The organism is Methylomonas subterranea (assembly GCF_024505185.1).
In the GTDB taxonomy this organism is placed as follows: Bacteria; Pseudomonadota; Gammaproteobacteria; order Methylococcales; family Methylomonadaceae; genus Methylomonas; species Methylomonas subterranea.
The window spans coordinates 31,852-55,648 of the sequence record NZ_JANIBJ010000020.1 but is presented as its reverse complement, the minus strand read 5'-3'; the positions used below and the strand labels follow the sequence as shown (position 1 = coordinate 55,648).

22 protein-coding genes are annotated in these 23,797 nt (G+C 54.6%); 12 read left to right on the top strand and 10 right to left on the bottom strand.

Translation table 11 applies throughout. The features are described 5' to 3' along the window. Nucleotides 1-65 precede the first annotated feature (65 nt). The 6 genes from NP590_RS11915 to NP590_RS11890 are packed head-to-tail and all read right to left on the bottom strand — an operon-like array spanning nt 66 to nt 7,690. Complete coding sequence (locus tag NP590_RS11915) at nt 66-2,177, bottom strand: two-component system response regulator (RefSeq protein WP_256602623.1); 2,112 nt, start codon at nt 2,175-2,177, stop codon at nt 66-68. After that, a complete protein-coding gene (locus NP590_RS11910; RefSeq protein WP_256602622.1) occupies nt 2,170-3,750 on the bottom strand; it encodes a sensor histidine kinase in 1,581 nt (526 codons plus the stop codon). The genes NP590_RS11915 and NP590_RS11910 overlap by 8 nt, the downstream gene beginning before the upstream one ends. Next, nucleotides 3,743-4,363 carry a DUF1638 domain-containing protein gene (locus tag NP590_RS11905; RefSeq protein WP_256602621.1) on the bottom strand — a complete coding sequence of 207 codons (621 nt, stop codon included), beginning with the start codon at nt 4,361-4,363 and terminating at the stop codon, nt 3,743-3,745. The genes NP590_RS11910 and NP590_RS11905 overlap by 8 nt, the downstream gene beginning before the upstream one ends. Then, nucleotides 4,360-5,388, bottom strand: a complete 1,029-nt coding sequence (locus NP590_RS11900; protein WP_256602618.1) for a uroporphyrinogen decarboxylase family protein — start codon at nt 5,386-5,388, stop codon at nt 4,360-4,362. The genes NP590_RS11905 and NP590_RS11900 overlap by 4 nt, the downstream gene beginning before the upstream one ends. Then, nucleotides 5,385-6,053: a cobalamin B12-binding domain-containing protein gene (locus NP590_RS11895; RefSeq protein WP_256602617.1), complete on the bottom strand. Its 669-nt coding sequence runs from the start codon at nt 6,051-6,053 to the stop codon at nt 5,385-5,387. The genes NP590_RS11900 and NP590_RS11895 overlap by 4 nt, the downstream gene beginning before the upstream one ends. Next, the gene (locus NP590_RS11890) at nt 6,050-7,690 is read right to left on the bottom strand and encodes an ASKHA domain-containing protein (protein ID WP_256602613.1); all 1,641 of its coding nucleotides are present in this window, start codon (nt 7,688-7,690) and stop codon (nt 6,050-6,052) included. Before NP590_RS11890 ends, NP590_RS11895 begins: the two co-directional genes overlap by 4 nt. A gap of 348 nt (nt 7,691-8,038) precedes the next feature. On the opposite strand from NP590_RS11890, the gene NP590_RS11885 reads away from it, so the two are divergent. Then, entirely contained in the window at nt 8,039-9,328 is a 1,290-nt protein-coding gene (locus NP590_RS11885) for a response regulator (protein ID WP_256602611.1), read from the top strand. Here the strand turns inward: NP590_RS11885 and NP590_RS11880 are convergent. The 3 genes from NP590_RS11880 to NP590_RS11870 are packed head-to-tail and all read right to left on the bottom strand — an operon-like array spanning nt 9,325 to nt 11,855. Next, a complete protein-coding gene (locus NP590_RS11880; protein ID WP_256602610.1) occupies nt 9,325-10,419 on the bottom strand; it encodes a protein-glutamate methylesterase/protein-glutamine glutaminase in 1,095 nt (364 codons plus the stop codon). The genes NP590_RS11885 and NP590_RS11880 overlap by 4 nt on opposite strands. Before the next feature lie 36 nt (nt 10,420-10,455). Further along, on the bottom strand, nt 10,456-11,052 hold the full coding sequence (locus NP590_RS11875; RefSeq protein WP_256602609.1) for a chemotaxis protein CheD: 597 nt from the start codon (nt 11,050-11,052) through the stop codon (nt 10,456-10,458). Beyond that, a complete protein-coding gene (locus NP590_RS11870) occupies nt 11,049-11,855 on the bottom strand; it encodes a CheR family methyltransferase (protein ID WP_256602608.1) in 807 nt (268 codons plus the stop codon). The genes NP590_RS11875 and NP590_RS11870 overlap by 4 nt, the downstream gene beginning before the upstream one ends. Nucleotides 11,856-12,030: 175 nt before the next feature. On the opposite strand from NP590_RS11870, the gene NP590_RS11865 reads away from it, so the two are divergent. Genes NP590_RS11865 through NP590_RS11840 form a run of 6 tightly spaced genes read left to right on the top strand, consistent with a single transcriptional unit; the run spans nt 12,031 to nt 18,819 of the window. Then, nucleotides 12,031-13,236, top strand: a complete 1,206-nt coding sequence (locus tag NP590_RS11865) for a methyl-accepting chemotaxis protein (protein ID WP_256602607.1) — start codon at nt 12,031-12,033, stop codon at nt 13,234-13,236. A gap of 24 nt (nt 13,237-13,260) precedes the next feature. Beyond that, complete coding sequence (locus NP590_RS11860; RefSeq protein ID WP_256602606.1) at nt 13,261-13,629, top strand: response regulator; 369 nt, start codon at nt 13,261-13,263, stop codon at nt 13,627-13,629. 27 nt (nt 13,630-13,656) lie between these two features. Continuing rightward, nucleotides 13,657-13,989 (top strand): STAS domain-containing protein, encoded by a 333-nt coding sequence (locus tag NP590_RS11855; RefSeq protein WP_256602605.1) that lies wholly within the window; start codon nt 13,657-13,659, stop codon nt 13,987-13,989. Then, nucleotides 13,986-16,172 carry a chemotaxis protein CheA gene (locus tag NP590_RS11850; protein ID WP_256602604.1) on the top strand — a complete coding sequence of 729 codons (2,187 nt, stop codon included), beginning with the start codon at nt 13,986-13,988 and terminating at the stop codon, nt 16,170-16,172. The genes NP590_RS11855 and NP590_RS11850 overlap by 4 nt, the downstream gene beginning before the upstream one ends. A gap of 49 nt (nt 16,173-16,221) precedes the next feature. Further along, nucleotides 16,222-18,240: a methyl-accepting chemotaxis protein gene (locus tag NP590_RS11845; RefSeq protein ID WP_256602603.1), complete on the top strand. Its 2,019-nt coding sequence runs from the start codon at nt 16,222-16,224 to the stop codon at nt 18,238-18,240. Between the two features lie 18 nt (nt 18,241-18,258). Further along, nucleotides 18,259-18,819: a chemotaxis protein CheW gene (locus tag NP590_RS11840; RefSeq protein WP_256602602.1), complete on the top strand. Its 561-nt coding sequence runs from the start codon at nt 18,259-18,261 to the stop codon at nt 18,817-18,819. A 60-nt stretch (nt 18,820-18,879) separates the two neighbouring features. Here NP590_RS11840 and NP590_RS11835 read toward each other — a convergent pair whose 3' ends face one another. Next, nucleotides 18,880-19,269 (bottom strand): bacteriohemerythrin, encoded by a 390-nt coding sequence (locus tag NP590_RS11835; protein WP_256602601.1) that lies wholly within the window; start codon nt 19,267-19,269, stop codon nt 18,880-18,882. Between the two features lie 167 nt (nt 19,270-19,436). Here NP590_RS11835 and tilS point away from each other — a divergent pair, with 167 nt between their 5' ends. The 5 genes from tilS to kdsA all read left to right on the top strand — a co-directional run bounded on the left by tilS (nt 19,437) and on the right by kdsA (nt 23,777). Next, nucleotides 19,437-20,765: a tRNA lysidine(34) synthetase TilS gene (gene tilS / locus NP590_RS11830; protein ID WP_256602600.1), complete on the top strand. Its 1,329-nt coding sequence runs from the start codon at nt 19,437-19,439 to the stop codon at nt 20,763-20,765. Nucleotides 20,766-20,798: 33 nt separating this feature from the next. Further along, nucleotides 20,799-20,981, top strand: coding sequence for a hypothetical protein (locus NP590_RS11825; protein ID WP_256602599.1), 183 nt, complete (start codon nt 20,799-20,801; stop codon nt 20,979-20,981). A gap of 2 nt (nt 20,982-20,983) precedes the next feature. Further along, entirely contained in the window at nt 20,984-21,181 is a 198-nt protein-coding gene (locus NP590_RS11820) for a hypothetical protein (RefSeq protein WP_256602598.1), read from the top strand. A gap of 112 nt (nt 21,182-21,293) precedes the next feature. After that, the gene (gene pyrG / locus NP590_RS11815; protein ID WP_256602597.1) at nt 21,294-22,931 is read left to right on the top strand and encodes a CTP synthase; all 1,638 of its coding nucleotides are present in this window, start codon (nt 21,294-21,296) and stop codon (nt 22,929-22,931) included. A 12-nt stretch (nt 22,932-22,943) separates the two neighbouring features. Further along, the gene (kdsA, locus tag NP590_RS11810; protein ID WP_256602596.1) at nt 22,944-23,777 is read left to right on the top strand and encodes a 3-deoxy-8-phosphooctulonate synthase; all 834 of its coding nucleotides are present in this window, start codon (nt 22,944-22,946) and stop codon (nt 23,775-23,777) included. Nucleotides 23,778-23,797 lie beyond the last annotated feature (20 nt).

Below are 23,797 nucleotides of genomic sequence, written 5' to 3'. Positions count from 1 at the left end.
AAAGCGGCGAGATTATCACAGCATGGCGGATAAGGGAAAACGACAGGCTTTCGCGGCAGGTGCCGCTACTCGGTCGTCCAATCCGCAACCGGTTGCCAACTGGACAACCAGTTGGGTAAAGCCTCGGCCGGCATCGGCCGGGCAATGGCAAACCCCTGCGCGTTTTCGCAACCCAGGGCCAGCAACTTCAAGCCGTGTTCAATGGTTTCAACCCCTTCGGCAATGACATTACGGCCAAATGTCCGGGTCAGGCTGATGATGCCGGTCACTATCGCCAAATCCTCCGTATCGCTCAGCATGTCGATGACAAAGGATTTATCGATCTTCAGGATGTGGGCCGGCAACACTTTCAAATAGGTCAACGAGGCGTAGCCGGTGCCGAAGTCGTCCAAGGCAAAATTAACCCCCAGTTTTTGGCAGGCCCGCATCACATTCGAAACCCGCTCGATGTCCTCCAAGGCTGCGGTTTCCAGGATTTCCAGCTCCAGGCAGTCGGGCCGCAGTTCAGGGTATTGCGCCAATTGCTCCGCCAATTCGGCGGCAAAGTTGGCCTGCAGCAAATGACAGGGGGCGATATTGATGCTGACCGTCAGCAGAATCCCCATTTGCTGCCATTCCCGCAAATAATGTAGCGCTTGGCTCAACACCCATTTACCGATGGCCACTTCCAGTTCGGTATCCGAAATCGCCGGCAAAAACGCCGCCGGCGGCAACAAACCGCGCTCGGGGTCTTGCCAACGGATCAGGGCTTCGACGCCGAACACCTCGCCCCGCCGCATATTGATTTTGGGTTGAAAATACAGCACGAACTCATGCTCTTGCAGCGCCAGTTCGATGCGGGCAAAGGTTTTCCCCTGCTCCAGCGCCAACCGGTCCAGATGCGGATCGAACAATTGGTAACGGTTTTTTCCGCGCTGCTTGGCAACATACATGGCCTGGTCGGCATGGCGGATCAGGGTTTCCGCATCGGTAAAATCGTTCGGATACAGCGTAAAGCCCACGCTGGCGGACACCGAAACATGATGACCGGAAACGATGGAGGTCTCCACCAGTCTGGCCAAAAGCCGGTCCAAAACCGCCTGACACTCCCTGCCGTCATTGATATCCAGTAACACCAGCACAAATTCGTCGCCGCCGATACGCGCCAGGGTGTCTCCCGCGCGTAGACAGCCCTTGATGCGACGGGTGACTTCTATCAGCAATTGGTCGCCGGTTTCATGTCCGAAGCAGTCGTTGATCGGTTTGAAGCCGTCCAGATCCAGATAGCAAACCGCCATCAGATTTTTCGCCCGCTGAGCGTGCACGATGGCTTGGTCGATCCGGTCCGTCAGCAACACCCGGTTGGGCACCCCGGTCAGGGCGTCGAAATGGGCGATGCGCTCCAGGTTGTATTGCTGATTTTTAAGCAAGGTGATGTCGGCAAAAATACCTATGAAATGGTGAATGGCGCCGCTTTCGTCCTTGACCGTGGAAATAGAGGTCAGCGCGGCGTAGATTTCACCGCGCTTGTTACGATTCCAGATTTCACCGCTCCAATGATTCTCGGTGAGCAGGCAGTGCCACATGTTCCGGTAAAAGTCCATCGACTGCCGACCCGATTTCAGCACCCTGGGAGTTTGACCGCGAATGTCGTCCAGCTGGTAACCGGTGATGCGGGTAAAAGCCCCGTTGACGTTGATGATGCGGTTTTCGGCGTCGGTAATCACAATACCGTCGTGGCTAAAGGCAAAAACGCTGGCCGCCAGCCGCAGCGAAGCCTCGCGGCTTTGCAGTTCCTTGCGCATCTGCTCGCGTTCCAGTTGATAACGAATACGCAGGCGGGCCGTTTCGATGTTGACCGGCTTGATCAAAAAATCCGCCGCGCCCAGCGACAAACCTTGCACCTCGGCATCCATTTCGTTCAGCGCGGTGACAAATATGATGGGTATATCGCGCAGAGCGGGATTTTGCTTGAATTGCCGGCAGGTTTCATAGCCGTCCATGTCCGGCATCATCACATCAAGCAAGACCAAATCGGGCGGAGTTTCCTCATTGGCCAACTCCAAGCCCTTGGCGCCCGAGGTGGCTATCTGGATAATGTAATCTTCCTGCAAGGCTTGGCCCAATAAGGCGATATTGACCGGGGTATCATCGATGATCAGAATTTTGGGGCGTTCCTTCGCGATTGGATCAACCATCACAAGCCCCCATAAATTTGCGCAATTGCGTGAGTTGGCTGTGCGCGTCCTCGAAACGCATGGCGTTTATCAGCTCGCCCAAGGGCTCGAAGCGACCGGCAAGGGCGCTGCCGCGCAACTTTGTTTGCACGATTTTGAATTGATTGATGGCGTTAAACATGTTTTTTTTCAGCAATAGACTTAATTCTTCGATATCGGCTTCAATACCTTCGGGTAGGCAAGTATCCGGCATTTCCGGGTCCGAGCCTCCCGCCATTTCATGCGGATAGACCGCGGACGCCCCAGCCGGGGACTCCGCCTGTTCCGGCCGTGCGACCGAAGTTGGCTCGGCAACGGCGCAAACCACCCGAAACCAAAAGCGCGCGCCCTGACCCGCCTGGCTTTCGACACCGACCTGCCCCCGCATCAATTCGGCAAAACGCAAAACCAGGGACAAGCCCAGGCCGGTGCCTTCATGCCGCCGATTGGCGCCGCTATCGACCTGATTGAAGGGCTTGAACAGCAGATGCTGTTTTTCCCTGGCTATCCCCAAGCCGGTGTCGGTGACGGAAAACTCCAGCACGCATGTGGTTTCACCGCTTTCCACTTCGCGCGCTACCAGATCAATGCTGCCTTGTTCGGTAAATTTGATGGCGTTACTCATCAAATTGGACAGCATCTGTTTGATGCGCAACTTATCCAACAAATACAGTTTCGCCGCCGGCCCGCGCCAAACCGCGTCGACGCGCAAGTCCTTGTGCTGGGCGCTGCCGTGGAACAAGGCCAGCACATCTTGCAACAGCTGCTGCGGGCTGGCCGGCGAGACGTTCAACTCCAGCCGGTTGGCCTCGATTTTGGCCAAATCCAAAATATCGCTCAACAAGGTCAGCAAGGTATTGCCCGAAGTCAAAATGGTTTTGGCATAATCGCGGCGTTGCTCGTCGCTACAGACAGGAGCGGACAACAACTGCGCCATGCCCAGGATGCCGTTCAGCGGCGTGCGGATTTCATGCGACATGGTGGCCAGAAAATTGGATTTGGCTTTATTGGCGCTTTCCGCTTTGCGGGTTTGGATTTTGTTATCCAGAATCAGCGCGATATGCGAGAAAAAAGGCGTCAGATAGTTGCGCATTTGCGCCGAGCCCAACAGGTCGGACATTTTCACCGCGCCCAGAAATTTGCCCGCGACGGTCAGTGGCATCACCCAGGTACAGGCAACCGCGGCGATGTTTTCCCTTAACAATGTGTGCTGCAAATCGGTCGATTCCTCCACCAGACCGTGATGTTGGAACACGTTGGCGATCAAGTCGTCGTCTATGCCTTCCAGTACTCGCCGTTCGCCGCTCAGCAGGTTGGCATAGTGAATTTCATCTTCATCCAGATAGTAAATTTCCACATTGGTACCGCCCAGACTACCGCACAGGGCCGACATCAGACTTTCCAAAAAACTGTCTACTCCGGACACTGGATTCAACAATTCAACCAGATGCAGCACCAGATAAAGATTGGCCTTGTCTTCCGACAGCTTGCGTACCCGGTTTTCCAGACGCTGTACCCGGTCTTGCAAGGCTTGGACAAGGTCCGCTTCAGTCATGCTGGGCCAGACGCTGGGCAATGGCTTCGCCGATGACCCGCTCCAGATGATCCAGCTCGACATCCAGCCATTGCAGGGGCAGGTCGACGAAGCGGGCAGCGCTTTCCGCCGCCTCGGTAAAGTCGCCGTTGCAGGGGGTTCTGAGCGCCAGCATGTATTTGTGGCCGCTGTGAAATATTTCCCGCACCACGCTGACGTTATTGCCGAAGCAGGCGGTGATCATGGGCTGCCAGGTCAGCGCCCAATCCTCCAGCAAAAAGTAAGCGCCTTTTTCCAGTTCTTGCATGAAACGTTCATAGCCCAGCAGCATGACCACGCAATTCTGCCCACGGGTGCGGCAGGTGTGGTGCTCTTCCAGGTAACGTTCCATCAAGGGATGACAACTGCCGTAAAGCACCAGGGTTTTTTCGCCGAGCTTTTCCCGCTCGTCCAGGGCTTGATTGAGTTCGGTCGACAAGCGGTTGAAGTAGTTGTGCAGGGCCGAGTCCAAAAAATGGGTATGCAGATTCCAGTGATTTTTCTCGATCAGGCGCTCGACTTCCTTGCGCAGGATGCCGCAACCGACCATGGTCAGGGGCGGCGGATTTTCCGGCTGTAAGGCGTATGTTTTCATGGCAGTTGTCCGAATTCGAAGGCGGCATCCAGCATGGCGCGAATGTTGGCTTCCGGCACCGCCATCGGCATGACCCCGTTGCCGAATAAAAAATGCCCGCCGGGTTTGCCGATATCGACGATTCGGCGCACTTCCGCGCGGACTTCCCCGGCGCTCCAGTGAATCATTTTGATATCGTCGATGACACCGCAAGTCAGACCCCGAGTATTGATCAGTCGCTTGGCCTGGGCCAGATCGGCCAGCGGGCTGATGTAATGCGATCGAATGCCCAGTTGCTCGATAACCGGCTCTATCACGTCATTGAAAGGCGCCATGCCGCAGTAATACACCAGATCGTCCGTGCCTCCCAACGCCAAGTCGCGCCGCATCCAGGGCATGACGATATCGGCGATGACTTTTTTATTGACGAAGTACGGCGAGCCGAAGGGCGAGGAATAGACCAGCACATTGGCGCCGGCCGCGCGCAAGGCGGCGATGTGTTGTTGCACGTAATCCGCGCATTTTCGCAATAACTCGTCGCGTAAATCGGCGGGCCCCAGCAAAAACAATTCCATCCATTTATCCATGCCCATCAAAATGGCGGGCAAAGTGGTGGAAGCCGTGACATAGGCGCAAATCGGATGGCTGGCGCCGACTTCACCGCGCAAGACGGCCAGGCAATCGGCGATGGATTGCCAGGCGGGATGTTGCGTGATGTCGTTGGGCACTTCGAAGCTAGCGATGTCGTCCCAGCTTTTGATGACAAAATCGGCCACATTGGGGACCCCGTCGTCGGCAAACAAAATCTCCTTGCACCCCAGCAGCTCGGCCTCCTTGCCGACATAATGCAAGCACCAGACATTGTCGTATCCGTAACGCTTTTGCATGCGCAATTGCGCTTCGGCCACGCAGGCACCATCGGCAAAATACGCCTTGGGATGCAGCTTCATTTCCTTGGCGCCGTGATCGAACAAATTACAGAAAACCGGAATCCGCGGCGCGGCGGCTCCGGTCAGGGCGGCATGCAGAATTTGGCGGGGAGTCATGTCTTGGCCTCGTTGATCAGTCGCACTATCACCTTGGCGGCAGTCACCCCATCCGGGGCCCAAGCGTCGGCGCCCACCTTACGGTACAGTTCGGGGTCGAAGCGGTAAGGTGCGCCGCCAACGGCGAGTTTTATCCTGCCTTCCAGGCCACGCTCTTTCAGCAAGGCCCTGACTTTGATACTGCCGTTTTCGCCGGTTGCGGTGTGTACCATCATGGCGGACACGGCTATCACCTGGGCATCGTTGGCGACGGCGGCCTCCACGAATTGCTCGGCGCCGACGTTGATGCCCAAATCGATCACCTCGACCATCAACGACTTCAAACAACCGCTGACGATACGTTTTCCCAGGGAATGCAAGTCTCCCGAAGCCGCGCCGATGACCACTTTGCCGATGATTTGCGGCGGGGAACTAAATTTTTCCAGCATTTTTTCGGTGACATCGGCGGCAATTTGCGCGGTCATGAAATGCTGGGCCAAATTGGAATCCGGGTCTTTTTCTATCCTGTCCATCATGGATTCGACCGCCGGAATCACCAATTCGAATACGATATCTTCCGGGCTGAAACCGTCGCTCAAGGCTTGATTGACCACGGCCAGAGCCGCCGGCCTGTCCGTCTCGAAAACGGCTTCGTTATATGCCTGAATATAGTTTGCCAGTGTCATTCAGCCACCTGCATGGCTAGCGGTTGTAAGCGAAGATTTTCGATAAAAAGCGCTTCGTATTCACGCATGTCTCCAAGATTGATGACCGTGGCCCGCCGACGGATTTGCTCGCATCGATCCATGGCATCCGGACTTAACAGCAGTTCCTGACAGCCCGCTAAACTGGCGTCGCTGAATCGCTTGATCCTGTCCTCGGCGATTTCAGGCAATAGACCGACCCGCATGGCATGATGCGGATCGAGATGTTGGCCCAAGCTACCGCAAATCCACAAGGTTGCAAGATCGGCCGGCGCTAAACCCGCCATATTCAGCAATTGTGCCATGGCGGCCGCGCTGGCGGCTTTGGCGCGTTGAAAAATATCGATGTCGCTCGCAAAAATAGCCGAATGTCGGCAATTACTTACAAAACAAAAACCGGTTTCCGGCTGCGGTTGAACAAAACGGCCGGAAGGTTTTAACAATTTTTCTTGCAGCAGCAAGGTGACGGCGTCGATAAAGCCGCTGGCACAAAAACCACGCACAGCGCTGTTGGTGATGGTTTCCAACTGCCACTGTTGGCCCGATTTACTGACTTTATAAATGGCGCCGGCTTCCGCCGCCAGTCCATTGCGCATCCCCACGCCTTCAAAGGCCGGCCCGCCGGGCACCGAGGAAACCCAAACGGTTTGACCATCCCACACGGCAATTTCGGTATTGGTGCCTAAATCCGCCAGCATGCATGGCCCCGGCCGCCGGATCATGTCGGTGCTCAACAGATCGGCCAACAGGTCGGAACCGACAAACCCCGCCAAGGGTTGCGATATGCCGATTTCGGCATGCGGCATGCGCCATTCACGGCGCCAGTCATTCGCATCATCGGGCTGGAATACCAGGTTTTTCCGCCAATTCTCCAGTTCATACAAGGCGTTACCGTTGCTGCCGCAGACCAGAGCCAGCATCACGCTGTTACCCACGATCCACACCTGGCCGATATCGGCAAGAATGGGCGTAATCTCCCCCATATCGCGGCTTAAAATATCGCGGACGCCATCGATGATGGCCAGACGGGCCTCGCGGCACAGGCGCTGCTGGTCTTGCATGCGCAGACGGTTTGCATCCAGGCGCGTCAACACATCGGCACCGAAGGCAACTTGCGGGTTGATGCCCATGCGGGCGCCAATCAACCGGCCCGTTTGCCGGTTCCATAACGATAAGCGAATATGCGTGGTCCCCAAATCGACGGCCAGACCATACGGATAGCGCATCTCGCCGGCGATTTCCACCCATGCGGGCGGGCGAGAGATTTGCGACAGACTTTTCCACCGCGAAGCCGGCGCCGGGTTTTCCAGATACAAGACCCCGGAGCCGCGCGCCTGCAGTTGGCAGGCCAGACGCACACCGTTGGCTAAATCTTCCGGCAGCAGCTTTTGGCGTTCCGCCAGCGTTGCCGGGTTAAACTGGCCGGATAAAACCTTGATCAGGCAAGCGCCGCAACTGCCCAGGCCGCCGCAGGCGGCGCGGACTCGCAATTCGGTCAGATCCAGCGCCTCGCGCACGGAGGTCGTTTCAGAAACGGAAATTTTTATTTCGGCCGCGTCGCTGCGTATCGCCAGGCTGTGCCGGGTTTCAAGCGCGGCAGTCATCGAATCGTTTGGCATACTTTCCCTAATTCTACTTTGTCACATTTAAAAACCGCCGTCATACCCGCCTGGATTCCGGCAATCCCTGCCGGAATGACGAATTCCTTTAAGAATCTGACAAAGTAGAACTAACCTTCGAAAACTAAAACCTTTACCATACCGTTGGCCGACGCGAATGCATGCTTGATGCCGTTGACGGCATTAAAAGATTGTGTACGCTCCCAGTTCCCGGCAAAATAAAATCCCTTGCATGATGTCAGACATTGGCAGGGCATGAAAGCTTTATATGACATACGGTCGGATTGGTATTTTTTGTAATCCATCTCTTACTTTATACGGCATCGAACTTGAAACCGGAACGCAATCATGACGATTGATACCCCTAAAACGGAACTTCTCGGCACTATCCTGTTGGTGGACGATGACAGTATCAATCTGACCGTGTTCGGGCAATGCTTGATGTCCGACTATTCGGTACTGGCGGCAACTTCCGGCCCTAGAGCCTTGGAGATTGCCCACGCCACCCCCCAGCCGGATCTGATTTTATTGGACATCATGATGCCCGGCATGGATGGCTATGAAGTCATGAACAAGCTGAAGGAAAGCCCGCAAACAAGAGACATTCCGGTCATTTTTGTCACGGCCTTGACTTCGGACCTGGACGAATCGCGCGGCTTCGAACTGGGCGCGGTGGATTACATTTATAAGCCCTGCAATCTGGCGACTTTGTCGGCCCGGGTCGGCACCCAAATCGAACTCAAGAAGGCCCGCGACAGGCTACGGGATCAAAATAGCTTTCTGGAAGCGGATCTGCAAAGAAGACTAAGGGAAAATCAACTGATTCAGTTGGAGTTGCTGGAAAACGAGAAGCTGGCGGCAATCGGCCAACTGGCGGCCGGCATAGCCCATGAAATCAATAATCCGCTGGGATTTATCTATTCCAATTTCAATACTTTACAGAACTATAACCGGGAAATTTTCGAACTGCTGGATGCTTATGAATGCTACGTTGGCGAAACAGACAACCTCCCGGAACTACTGGAAAAAATACAGCGCCTGAAGGTGGAAAAGGAACTCGACTTTTTGCGGCGCGACATGAAAGAACTGTTGCTCGAATGCCGCGATGGCCTGACCAGGGTACGCGACATCATTCAAAATCTGCGGCAGTTTGCCGACGGCAATGACAGCGAATGGCAACTGACCGATATCAACAATGCCCTGGAAGTTACGCTGGGCATCTTTGCCCACGGCATGAATGGCGCTTTAAAAATTCACAAGGATTTTGCCGACATCCCTCCCATTCAATGCCTGCCGGCCCGGCTGAACCAGGTTTTTTTGAGTTTGTTGGTCAATGCCTCGCAAGCCATCGAGACCGCCGGCGACATCTTTGTACGCACCGGCCATGACCAGCAACAGATTTGGGTGGAAATCACCGACACCGGCCACGGCATTGCGCCGGAACATTTGCCGCACGTATTCGAACCGTTCTTTTCCACTCACCCGCTGGGCAAGAGCATCGGCTTGGGCCTGTCAACCTCGCAAAGTATCGTGGGTGCTCATCATGGCAAGATTGAGGTCTCGAGTACGCCAAACCAGGGTACTACATTCACCGTCCGCCTGCCGGTTCGACAAGAGACGGGCAACCAAGCCGTTTAAGCTTTCAGCAGTTTGGCCCGACTGGGCGCGCGGATAATCAGCTCCGGAATGGCGGACAAGGAAAATTCCGCGTCGGTGGCGCCCAGTTTCACCGCCTCCTTGGGCATGCCGTATACCACGCAACTGGCTTCATCCTGCGCCACGGTCAAGGCGCCGGTGTCGTGCAATTCCTTCAAACCGCGCGCACCGTCATCGCCCATGCCGGTCATGATGATGCCTATGGCATTTTTACCGGCGGCTTGGGCGGTGGAACGAAACAACACATCCACGGAGGGTCTATGTCTGCTTACCAAGGGACCGTCCTTGATTTCCACCCGGTACTGCGCGCCGCTGCGCCGCAGCAGCATGTGCTTGCCGCCGGGCGCAATCAACGCCAAGCCGGGTATCACCCGATCGTTCTGCTCGGCTTCCTTGATGCTGATTTGCGCCAAACTGTCCAGCCGCTTGGCGAAAGCCGCCGTAAAGGCCTCCGGCATGTGTTGCACAATGACGATGCCGGGCACGGTTCTAGGCAAGCGGGTCAGCACATATTCCAGAGCCTGGGTCCCTCCGGTTGAGGTGCCTATCGCAATCACTCTATCGGTGGTTTCGGACATCGGCGCCAAACCGCTGGGCATAATCACCGGGTCCGCGTTCAATTTGGGCTTGACATCCAAGGGTTGCGCGGCGGCGGTCGGCATTTTCTTGATCCGGGCGTGCGAAGCGGCCTTGATGGCGTCGGCCAACAAGGTTCTGGAATCCTGCAAGAAGCCTTTCAGGTTGACGGTGGGCTTGGTGATGATATCCACCGCGCCGGCGCTCATGGCCTGCATGGTCACTTCCGCGCCCTTCGCGGTCAGGGTGGAACAAATCACCACCGGCGTCGGCCTTTCCTGCATCAGTTTCTTTAGAAAGGTGATGCCATCCATGCGCGGCATTTCGATATCCAGCACAATTACGTCCGGCCAATCGCTTTCCATGCGCTTCAAGGCAAACAAGGGATCGGGCGCGACACCGATGACAGTGATACCGTGAATTTCACTTAATAGCGCGGTCAGCACTTGTCTGACCACGGCGGAATCGTCAACGATGAATACTTTTATATCCGGCATGTCGTTTGTCCAGGATTGATTGGCATGAGATTGTGTTTACCAGAATTCGGCGGTACTTTTGCGTTGCTGATGTTGCGCGATATTGATGCGCCAATAGCGGCGCTCCTGTTTTTCCAGCAAACGCTCTTGCGATTCGCCGATTCTTTTGACGAATACGGCATAATCGGTACCGACAAAATGTACAGTTCTACCGTGTATACCCCCTAAACTGGCACTGATCAGCGGAATTTTTTCGTTAGCCAAAAACGCCTTGATGAACGCCACGTTGACATCGCCCACGGTTTGTTCGTTTTGCCTGTCTTCCCGCAATCTCAATACATTGGCTCCACCAAAACATTTGGCTTTCAAATTTGCCCGATTGGCGCCGCGCTTCATCATGTCGTTGATAAGCAGTTCCATCGCGTAAATGCCGTAGCGACCTTCCTCGGATTGTATGACGGATATGCCCCGCGGATAATCCCGATACGCCAGCAGAAAATGATTCATGCCGAAAATCCCGCCGACGGGGTCGTAAAGGCAAGCCGCCACGCACGAACCCAACAGAGTCGAGATCACCACGGGTTTGCTACTGACGTAGTATTCGCCCGGGTCGACCATAATCCGCCGCAGATCGTTAAACTGTAATGTATTCATCCCTTACGATAGATGGAAGGTTTCACCATCGTCAGTTCATCGGTCACCCGATGCAGACTTTCAGAGTGGCTGACAATAAAATAACCACCCGGTGTTAACGCGGCGGCCAAACGTTCGACGACTTGTTTTTTGAAATCCTGGTCGAAATAGATCAACACATTGCGTAAAAAAATCACGTCAAACCGCCCCAAACCGGGCGGCGGTGGCGATTTGAGATTAACTTGTTCGAACCTGACCTTGGCACGGATTTTTTTATCCACTCTAAAAAAGCCCGCCCGCGCCCGCACGCCTTTCAGACAGTATTTTTCCAGGAAACCCGGATCCATATGGTCCAGCCTGTCCAATGGGTAAACGCCTTGCCGAGCCACCTCTATCACCCGCGTATTCAGATCGGAGCCAAACACCTCCCAATTACGCGTGCCCATGTTCTCCGCAAGCACCATGGCCAGACTGTAGGCCTCCTCTCCGGTGGAACTGGCGGCACTCCAGACTCTGAACACATCACCGCGCCAAGCCGGCAGAATCACATCCTTAAAAAATTCGAAATGCCCGGGCTCCCGAAAAAAGTAGGTTTCGTTGGTGGTCAGGATATTCACCATCGTTTGAAACTCGTCCGGATAATCGCGCTGCGTCAATAAATTGAAGTAGTCCCGATAGCTGGACAAGCCATGGTAATCCAATCTTTTCGCCAAGCGGCTCGCCACCATGACCTGTTTTTCCGGACCCAGCGATATACCGGCATGATTGTAAATCAAGCGCCGAAAGTCATCGAACTCTTCGGGCGTAATTGTGGAAATGCTCAAAAAACCTCTCTAAAAACAAAACAAAACCGGCATTCTAGTCAATCAATTATATTGAATACTTTCGATGCGCCAGCAATTTTTGGAACCGCGCCGTCAATGGGCCATCAATGGGTTGAACGCGCGCTGAAAACCATCTACTATCAAGCCATAATCTCAAAATCCCAATGGAATCTTCATGTCTCGCACAGACAGTCCGACTACACAGTCAAAAACCGGCTTCTACCTGTTACCGACCTGCTTCGGTTTATTTTGCGGTTTGGTGCTGATATCCATGACGGGGCCCACCCTGGTCAGCGCCGCGATCAGCGTATTTTTCGGAATGGCCGGCTTCGTGCTGGGCGGCATGTTTTCAAACAAACAACAACAAGCCCTGCAAGCCAACGATCAAAAATGGCAACTCGACGAAGAAGCCAAGTTGCGCGATGTACATACTTATATCACCGAGTTGGAACGCTTGTTCATACAGGTCGTACCGATTTTACTGCGTCAGGTTCAAACTTCCCGCAGTCACACCGAACAGGAAATTACCGTGCTGACCGATCGATTCGCCGTGATGGTCGAGCGCTTGGGCAGTATCATTTCCGGCACCGGACACGGCGAGGATGGCCGCAGTATCGACAGTATCTTTGCCGAGAGCCGAACCGCCCTGACCGCCGTTTTAAAAGGTCTGCGCGAAATTCAAAATGTCGAGCATGCGGTAACCGAGGAAGTACGCAAACTATCCGCCCACACCTATCAACTGGACGCCATGGCCAAGGAAGTGCGTAAAGTGGCGGAGCAAATCAATTTGTTGGCCTTGAATGCGGCGATTGAAGCCGCCAGAGCCGGTGAAAACGGACGCGGATTTGCCGTGGTTGCCGACGAGGTGAGAAAGCTGGCCGGTTTTTCCTCTTCCACCGGCGAAAAAATCAGTTCGGCAATTGCCGAAATCAACGCCGCCATGGCCAGCACCTTGAAAATGTCGGAAATGTCCGGCAACAGCGAAGACAAAACCATACATGACGCGGAAAAAAGCATACAGACAGCCTTGGGCGATTTGCAATCCGCCTTGAAGGTTTTCAAAGACGATGCCGACATGCTGAGGGCCAACAGCTCCGAAATTCGCGACGAGATTTATACGGTATTGACCGCATTCCAGTTCCAGGACCGGGTCAGCCAAATGTTGTCGCATGTGGAAAACAATCTGCTCGGTTTACAGGCGACGGTTGAAAAAAGCCGGCAAGCGGGCACGCAACGGCATGCCGACACGCTGGATGTAGGCAAGACCCTGGCGAGCATGGAGTTGAATTACACCATGCCGGAAGAACATCTAAACCACATTTCGTCCAGCGCGGTCAGTCGCGCCGAACTGGGCCAGGATAACGACTTAACCTTTTTTTAACTTCCAAACCGCAAAGAGATACCCATGGCGAAAACCATCATGATAGTCGACGACTCAGCCTCGATACGGCAGGTTGTAACCATTGCCTTGAAGGGAGCGGGCTATGACGTCATTGAAGCCTGCGACGGCAAGGACGCATTGAGCAAGCTCACCGGCCAAAAGATCAATCTGATCATCACCGATGTCAACATGCCCAACATGGATGGCATTACCTTTGTACAGGAAGCCAAAAAACTGGCCGCCTATAAATTTACCCCGATGATGATGCTTACCACGGAAGCCGCGGCCGATAAAAAGCAGGCCGGTAAGGACGCGGGCGCCAAAGCCTGGCTAACCAAGCCTTTTCAGGCACCGACACTGCTCGACGCCGTTTCCAAGCTGGTCTTGCCCTGATCCTCCTTACCATGGTGGGAGAATGATGTGTCCATCGAAGTCAAGCAGTTGAAAAAGGCCGTCGCCAATCTTGTCGTCGCCGGCGAGATGACGATTTATACCGCGCTGGAGCAAAAGACGGTGTTTTCCAAATGCCTGGACCACAACAAGGAGCTTCAAATAGATCTTTCGGCCGTCTCCGAAATCGACAGCGCGGGTTTGCAATTGTTACTTTTGCTAAAACGGGAAGCCAACCAGAGGCATATCAAACTCAGCCTGATCAATCACAGTCAAGCCGTGGTGGAGGTTTTTGAACTGCTCAATTTGGGCAATCACTTCGGCGACCCTATCGTTCTATCCGCCAACTGGAAATCCACATGAGCGATTTCGATTCGGCCTTAAAAATTTTTGCTCAGGAAGCCGAACAACTATTGCAGGACATGGAAAGCGCCTTGTTGACGCTGGAAACAGATCCCAACGATGGCGAAACCATCAACAGCCTGTTTCGCGCCATGCACACCATCAAGGGATCGGCGGGTTTATTCGGCTTCAACCCGATAGTTGCGTTCACGCATGAAGCCGAATCGGTGCTGGATAAAGTGCGAAATGGCGAACAAGCCATCGACGCCGGCCTGATATCGGTATTGCTGGACAGCAAGGACCACACCGCCAAACTGGTCGAACATTGTTTGAACTGCCCAGACGCAGCATTACCGGACGAGCTGGCGGCCACCAGTTCAAGTCTGATACAGCGCCTGACCGGAAAATCGCCGGCTCACACGCTGCAGTCCACCGATATCCCTTCCCCGTTGCTTAGCGAAGGCGGCGGCAATATGTCGCTGGACGACAGCTGGTTGATCTCGCTGGATTTTAAATACGATGCGTTGCGCAATGGCATGGACCCCCTGTCTTTCCTGCGTTATTTAAAAACCCTGGGGGAAATCAAGGACATTTTGACTTTCTTCCCGGACATGCCGCAAGACGCCGAAATGAATCCGGAGAGCTGTTATTTACACTTTAAAATCGCTTTTAACAGCGACGCCAGCAAGCAAACCATCGAAGCGGTTTTCGAATTTGCCGCCGACGATTGCGACATCAAAATCCTGCCGCCCAATTCCAAAGTCAACGATTACTTGCAACTGTTGGATGCGCTGGACGAGGATCACGTCAGCCGCTTGGGCGATATGCTGCTACAGATCGGCGCCTTAACGGCCAATGACGTCACCCATGCCTTGAACCGTCAAGCACGCGCCCGCCAGACCGACATGGAACCGGTCAAACCCATAGGCGAGATCCTAATAGAACAACAGGTCGTGCAACAACCCGTGGTCGATCAGGCGCTAAAAAAACAAGAGCAAACCAAACAAAAAGTCGCCGCCGAAAGCAATTATATTCGGGTCGATGCCGGCAAGCTCGGCCATCTGATCAACCTGGTCGGCGAACTGGTCATATCCAGCGCGGCGATGAACCTGATTGTCGACCGCCATGGCTTAAGCGATGCCGGCGACGTGGCCGCCAGCATGAACAGCCTCGTCAACGCCATACGCGATACCGCCCTGGAGTTGCGCATGGTGCAAATCGGCGAAACCTTCTCCCGCTTTCGCCGGGTGGTACGCGACGTCAGCAATGAATTGGGCAAGGAGATCGAGCTAAAGATATACGGCGGCGAAACCGAACTGGACAAAACGGTCGTGGAAAAAATCAACGACCCGCTGACGCATTTAATTCGCAATTCGCTGGATCACGGCATAGAAAGCCCGGAGCAACGTCTGGCGGCCGGCAAACCGGCCCAAGGTAGCGTGCAACTGAATGCCTATCACGAATCCGGCCATATCGTGATTCAAATTGCCGACGACGGCGCCGGACTCGATAGCGAAAAAATCGTCGCCAAAGCCATTGCCAACGGCTTGATCAAGCCCGATCACGGCCTGTCTCAACAGGAAATTTACAACCTGATCTTCGCCGCCGGCCTCAGCACCAAGGAACAAGCCACCAATTTATCCGGCCGCGGCGTCGGCATGGATGTGGTGAAAAAAAATATCGAGGCTCTGCGCGGCTCGGTCAGCATAGCCAGCTTTCCCGGCGAAGGCACCACCATCAGCATCAAGCTACCCCTAACGCTGGCGATTATCGACGGCTTCATGGTGGGCGCCAATGAAGTGCGTTACATCATTCCATTGAACATGGTCGACGAATGCATCGAAATGGACGCGCGTGAATGCGAAATCAACGAGACCGAGCACTACATCAACCTGCGCGGACATGCCCTGCCTTATTTGCGGCTGGGCGATTATTTCCATGACCCCAAAACGGAAAGCGCGAAAAAGCGCGAAAGCGTCGTGGTGGTCAAATTCGGCCAGGACAAGGCCGGCCTGGTGGTGGATGCCTTGCACGGCGAACATCAAACAGTCATCAAACCGCTAGGTAAATTGTTCGAAAAACTCAAATGCATTACCGGTGCCACGGTATTGGGCGACGGCAATGTAGCCCTGATTTTAGACGTACAGGGCTTGATAGAAACGGCTATCACCAGGCGCAAAAGAACTGCCGCCCCGCCGGCCTGATATCCGCTTGCCGCAGGCAACGTAATTAAAATAAAAAAGGAACGAGTTCATGAACATCAACGACTACAAAATCAAAACCAAAATTCTGACGGGGGCGATGCTGCTGGTCGCCATCACCATAGCGTTCGGCCTGCTGGCCAGAATTTACATCGGCAACGTATCGGATGCCTTGTTCGACATTACCGACAACAACGGCAAATCGGTCGAATACGCCACCGGCGTAGAGCGGATGGCGCTTTCGACCATCATGGAGGAGAAAAACTACCTGCTATATGAAAAAGATGAAATTCATCAACGCGCCGAGGACAACGTGGCAAAACTGCTGGGCTTTCTGGATAAAGTCGATCAGGTTGCCAAGACATTTAACAACAACGAACTGTTGAACCAATCCAAGACTGCCCGCGAAGGTACCGAGAAATACGCGGAAAAATACCGAGCCGGGGTGGCGGCGCTAAAAGCCAATAAGGCGGCCGTGGAAGAAATGACCTTGAAGGGCGGTATCGTGGCCAATGCCGCCGATGCGTTTTTGAACCGGCAGGTGACACTTTATCAGGACGCCATGAAACGCGGCGCATCGGCGCAGGAATTGGATGCCTTCGTGCAGCGCTACATCGGCGCAACCAAAATCTACGTCAAGGCCATGGAGATCATGCGGGCCGAAAAGGAGGAAGTGAATTACAAGGACAGGGTCGCTTGGCACAAAATGCAAATCTGGTTGCCCGAGCTGTTGAAAAATTACGATGACCTGGAAAAGATCGTCAGCTCCGAGGAGGCCTTGCGCCTGATTGGCGAAGCCCGCAGCGCCACCAGGGAATATCAGCAATCCGCGCAAGCCTGGATCAAAAACGACGATGAATTAAAACTCATCTTGAAAGACATGGCGGAGTTGGGCGACAACGTCATCAAACAGGCTCAGACCGCCGAAGAGGCGGGTTTCGCGCAATTGGGCGTGGCCCGGACAAATGCCGAAACCCTGGTGAGCGAAGCCAACAAAATCATCATCGGCACCATTTTGGCGGCCTTGATTTTAGGTATCATCATTGCCATTTTCCTGGCCAATCTGATCACGGCACCGATCACCTTGGGGGTTAAATTCGCCAAATCCCTGGCCGAAGGCGATCTGACGGCGAAGCTGGACGTGCATGGCAAGGATGAAATCGGCCAATTGGCCCAGGCCTTGATCGGTATGCGCGACCAATTGAGCCGGGTGGTCGAACAAGTCCGTTCCAATTCGGACACCCTGAGCAGCGCTTCGCAGCAGGTCAGTTCAACCGCCCAGGCCATGAGCCAGATGGCCACCGAACAGGCGTCCAGCGTGGAGGAAACCACTTCCTCCATCGAACAATTGAATGCGTCGGTGCAACAAAATACCGAAAACGCCCACGTGACCGAGCAAATGGCGACCAAATCGGCCGGTGAGGCCCGCGACGGCGGCGAAGCGGTCAATGAAACCGTAACGGCCATGAAACACATCGCCAAAAAAATCGGCCAAATCGAGGACATTGCCTATAAAACCAACCTGTTGTCATTGAACGCGGCCATTGAGGCGGCTTCCGCCGGCGAGCACGGCAAGGGTTTTGCCGTGGTGGCGGCCGAAGTCCGCAAGTTGGCGGAAAGCAGCCGGATCACCGCCGAGGAAATCAACGAGTTGGCTACCAACAGCGTGGCCATCGCGGAAAAAGCCGGGCAATTGATTTCCACCGTGGTGCCCAACATCGTCAAAACCGCCGATCTGGTGCAGGAGATAAACGCCGCCTCCATCGAACAATCCAGCGGCATCAATCAAATCAACGAAGCCATGCGGCAACTGGATAAAGCCACCCAGCAAAACGCGGCCAGCGCCGAGGAATTGGCCGCCACCGCCGAAGAGCTCAATGGGCAAGCCACCCAGTTGCAACATGCGGTGGGCTTTTTTAAACTGGATGCCGGCAACTCAAAAAACCCGGGGTCCGGCAATTTTCGCTCGCCTCGTCCGCCGGCCAAGGCCGCTCAGAGCAAACCCAGGACTTCCGCCGCAAGCATGGGCAACTCATTGGATTTCGATGATGCCGACTTCGAGCGCTTCTAAATTCGCGAGGACAAGACCATGAGCAACCTGATTCGTAAGGAAAGTGCCGGCAATGCCTTGGCCGTGCAAGAGCAAGTCGGGCAATATTTGACCTTTTTGGTCGACAAGGAAAGCTTCGCCGTCAGCATACTCGATGTGAAGGAAATCATCGAAATAGCCAATATCACCCACGTGCCGTTAACGCCCGATTATATCCACGGCGTTATCAATCTGCGCGGCAACGTGGTGCCGGTTATCGATCTTTGCGCCAGACTTAAACACCATCCCGCCGAGGTGAGCAAGCGCAGTTGCATCGTATTGGTTGAAGTGGAGGTAGCGGAAGGCACGCAACATATCGGCATGCTGGTGGATGAAGTGCGGGAAATTCTGGAAATCCCGCCGACCAATATCCAGCCGGCTCCGGATTTCGGCACCGACATACGCACGGATTTCATACGGGCCATGGCGCGGGTGGATGAAGTTTTCATCATACTGCTGGCCATCAACAAGGTCTTGTCGCTGGAAGAGCTATCGCAATTGGGCCGGATAGCCGATGCTCAAGCCGGCCACACCGGCGAGCAAGCCGCTCTCATCAATTGAACCGGAGACGGCAGCGCGCCTTGCCCGGGCGCGGTGCCGACGAACTCTGAAAGGGAAGAGCTAGGCCTTGCCGGCTTTCAGTTCGCGAACGAATTTCATATCCTCTTCCAGGATATGAACCAACACCCAACTGTCGACAAAGCTTTGTATTTCGGAAATAGCCCATTGTTTTGTCTGAACTTTTTTACTGATGTCTATCAGCCTGTCCAACATTTTATTATGACTTTCCACATGTGCCGCATAGTCGGAAAAACCAGTCTGTTTCATGTATTGTTCTTCATATTGAAAATGCTCCCTGACATGTTGGTAAAAAAGCATCAGCAGCCGCGTAATCTCATCCTGATCGCTTACATCCGCGAGTTGATTGGCCAATTGAAACAAATTCCGATGCTGCTCATCAATGATTTCATGACCTGTTTTGTATTCATCTTTCCAAGTAAACTTACTCATTGCCCTACCTTCCAATATCTGAATTGCCCGCCATTGGGTCGGGCCCGCGCTTTACAATCAGGCCGAATTGATTTAATAACCGCATAAATCCTGCTGAAACTGTTCCAATAATATCACCGCTGATCCGGCGCGGCTTTACCCGCTCCGGCTTTTTTTATTTTTCCGACATGTCCGCACTTCACTACCAATCCATTGCCGCTCTGATTCCACCAGCAAGTGGAAAGTTTTACATAGCCTACAGCGGCGGTTTAGACTCGCATGTACTGCTACATCTGTGTGCAACTCAAGCGGTTTTGCGGCCCCATCTTGTCGCGGTGTATGTCAATCACGGCTTGCAGGCGCGGGCATGGGCATGGGCAGAGCATTGCCGACGGCAGTGCGCGCTATTGGATGTCGATTTCGTCAGTCTGACAGTCGATGCCAAACCCGCCGGCGGCGAAAGTCCTGAAGCCGCCGCCCGCGAGGCCCGCTACCGGGCCCTGCGGAAATTGATACGCCCCGGAGATGTATTGCTGTTTGCCCAACACCGGGAAGACCAGATGGAAACCGTGCTACTGCAACTGTTTCGCGGTGCCGGTATTCAAGGGCTGGCGGCCATGCCGCCAGCGACGCCCTTCGGCGGCGGCAGCCTGGCAAGACCCTTGCTGCAGACCGCCAAATCGGCCATCCGCGAATACGCGCGCGTGCATGGCTTGAATTGGATAGAAGACCCCAGCAATCTGAGCAACGACTTCGACCGCAACTTTCTACGCAACGAGGTGTTGCCCTTATTGAAACAGCGCTGGCCGTCCCTGGATAAAACCGTGTCGCGTAGCGCGGATCATTGCGGCGAGGCTTCGACATTGTTGAACCGCCGCTACGAAGCGCGGCTCGATCACGTGGCCGGGGGCGACCACAACGCCTTGGCCTTGGACAAGCTGCCGACGGTCGACGCAGCCGAACTGAACTGGCTGCTGCGACAATGGCTGGTCCGGCAGGGTTTAAAACCGCCCAGCCAGGCTGTGCTGAACGCCATCAAGCAACAATTCATCCAAACCGGTGGCAACGCCAACCCACATTTATGCACTCAGAGCCACGTATTGAAAAAATACCGGCAAACCCTGTATTGCCTGCCGGAAACACTTTTTACCGCGTTGCCCCACGAGCTGATTTGGCCGGCCAACGACAACAAGGTACAACTGCCCAACCATGGCATGTTATCGTTAACGGCCGCCGACTCGGGCATCAGCCAAGCGCTTTGGCGCAACAGCCGGGTCAGCTTGAAGCCGCGCGGCGGCGCGGAAAAACTCAAGCTACCGAACCGGGCCGGTCGCCACGATTTAAAAAAGCTGTTTCAGGAAGCCGGAGTCCCGCCCTGGGAAAGACAGGCCAGACCGCTGATTTACCTGAACGATCGCCTGGCCGGCGTGGCTGGTTTATGGATAGACGAATGGGCCTGGGCACAAATCGACGACGGCTGTTACCGCATCGCTTGGCAGTCGCCGCAAAGCGTGTGATGATTGTCGGCGGGCAACCTTGGGAGCTACGCGATGGAACTACTACATTCCGCTATCATCGGCATGATGATCGTGATACCGACTATCCTGATCTACAAAAAAGCCGGGCTTAATCCGTCATGGGCCGCCCTGGTATTCGTGCCCATATTAGGTTTACTGGCCGTCTTCATACAGCTATGTTTCCAGCGCTGGCCCAATAGCCGTCGGGAGCGTTAAGCATGACATTGTTCTTTATTGCCTTGCCCGCTTATATTTTGTTTTGCTTGTGGTTGGCTTACCGCATCCTGCAAAAAGCCGGATTCGATGGACGCTGGAGCCTGGTTCTACTGCTACCGGTAGTCAATATCATCATGATCTGGGTGTTCGCCTTCAGCCGCTGGCCCAATCTGCAAGCCGGCGTCCGGCAGGATTTATAAAACCGCCGCACCATTCCCGCTCGGAATTAAACCGGCATCCCAAACTCAAAACTGCTAAAATTGGCGACTTTTCCGACCCCTTGCTATTCGCTAAACAGGGCGCATAACATTCATGACAAAATTCATCTTTATCACCGGCGGCGTGGTGTCATCCCTGGGAAAAGGCATCGCCGCTTCGTCCCTGGCGGCAATTCTCGAAGACCGCGGCCTCAAAGTCACCATCACCAAGCTGGACCCTTACATCAACGTCGATCCGGGCACCATGAGCCCGTTTCAGCATGGTGAAGTATTCGTCACCGAAGACGGCGCCGAAACCGACCTGGATTTAGGCCATTACGAACGGTTTTTAAAAACCACCATGGCCAAGAAAAACAATTTCACCACCGGTCAGGTTTACGAACAAGTCTTGCGCAACGAGCGCAAGGGCGAGTACCTGGGCGCCACAGTGCAGGTCATCCCGCATATCACCGACGAAATCAAGCGCCGGGTGTTTGCCAGCGCCGAAGGCAAGGACGTGGCGTTGATCGAAGTCGGTGGCACGGTCGGTGATATCGAATCCCTGCCCTTCCTGGAAACCATTCGCCAGATGGGCGTGGAACTGGGCCACGACCGGGCCTTGTTCATCCATTTGACCCTGGTGCCCTACATCAAATCGGCCGGCGAACTAAAAACCAAGCCTACCCAGCATTCGGTCAAGGAATTGCGCACCATAGGTATTCAGCCGGACATTTTGATCTGCCGTTCCGAACAGCCGATTCCGGCCAGCGAACGCAAGAAAATCGCCCTGTTCACCAATGTGGCGGAAAACGCCGTCATTTCCGCTATAGACGCCGATACCATTTACCGCATCCCGTTACTGCTGCGCGAACAGGGTCTGGACGATATCGTCGTCAAACAGTTACGTCTGGACGTACCCGCCGCTGATCTGACCTCTTGGGAAAAAGTGGTCGACGGCCTGACCCATCCAACCGACGAAGTGAATATCGCCATCGTCGGCAAATACGTCGACCACACCGATGCCTACAAATCCCTGAACGAAGCCTTGATTCACGCCGGCATCCACACCCGGCACAAGGTGCAAATCACCTATATTGACTCCGAAACCATCGAAGCCGAAGGTACCTCGCAACTCAAGGATGTCGACGCGATTCTGGTGCCGGGCGGTTTCGGCGAGCGCGGCGTGGAAGGCAAAATTTCCACCGTGCGCTTCGCCCGCGAAAATAAAATTCCGTATCTGGGCATCTGCCTGGGCATGCAATCGGCGGTGATCGAATTCGCCCGTAACGTGGTCGGCCTGGAAGGCGCGCACAGCACCGAATTTTTACCGAAAAGTCCGCACCCGGTGATCGGTTTGATCACCGAATGGATGGACGAAGCCGGCGAAGTGGTCACCCGCGACGAAGATTCCGATTTGGGCGGCACCATGCGCCTGGGCGCGCAAAAATGCCGCCTGAAAACGGAATCGCTGGCTTTCGAGTTGTATCAAAAAGACGTCATTACCGAACGCCATCGCCATCGTTACGAATTCAACAACCAGTACCTGAAACAGCTGGAAGCAGCCGGCATGCGCTTTTCCGGCAAGTCGCTGGACGGCCGTCTGGTGGAAATCGTCGAATTGCCGGACCACCCCTGGTTTCTGGCTTGCCAATTCCACCCGGAATTTACCTCGACGCCGCGTAACGGCCATGCGCTGTTCTCCGGTTTCGTCGAAGCAGCCGCCAGACACAAACAGCCTCAAGCCCAGCAATAATCAAGGTAAACCATGCAATTATGTCATTTTGAAGCCGGACTGGACCGGCCGTTATTTCTTATAGCCGGCACCTGTGTGATCGAAAGCGAGCAAATGTCGCTGGATACCGCCGGCACCTTAAAGGAAATCGCCGACCAGCTTAACATTCCGTTTATCTACAAATCCTCCTTCGACAAAGCCAATCGCTCGTCTATGAGCAGCTTTCGCGGCCTCGGGCTGGAGACCGGTTTGCGGATTCTGGAAAAGGTCAAACAACAGATCGGCGTGCCGGTGTTGACCGACGTGCACGAAGACACTCCTCTGGCGGAAGTCGCCAGCGTGGTCGACGTGATGCAAACCCCGGCCTTTCTGTGCCGGCAAACCAATTTCATCCAAAGCGTGGCCTCCCACGGCATTCCGGTCAACATCAAAAAGGGCCAGTTCATGGCGCCCTGGGATATGGGCAATGTGGTTGCCAAAGCCAAGGCTACCGGCAACGACAAGATCATGGTCTGCGAGCGCGGCGTATCGTTTGGCTATAATAATTTAGTCTCGGATATGCGCTCGCTGGCGGTGATGCGCGACACCGGTTGCCCGGTGGTATTCGACGCCACCCATTCCGTGCAATTGCCGGGCGGCCAGGGCAACTGCTCCGGCGGCCAACGCGAACATGTGCCGGTGCTGGCCCGGGCCGCCGTGGCGGTCGGTATCGCCGGCCTGTTCATGGAGTCGCACCCGAAACCGGACGAAGCGCTCAGCGACGGCCCCAACTCCTGGCCGCTGCACCGCATGAAAGAATTACTGGAAATGCTGGTAACCATAGACCGGACTGTTAAATCCGGCAGCTTGATTGAAACCACTTTATAAACACTTGAAAATCAAACCAA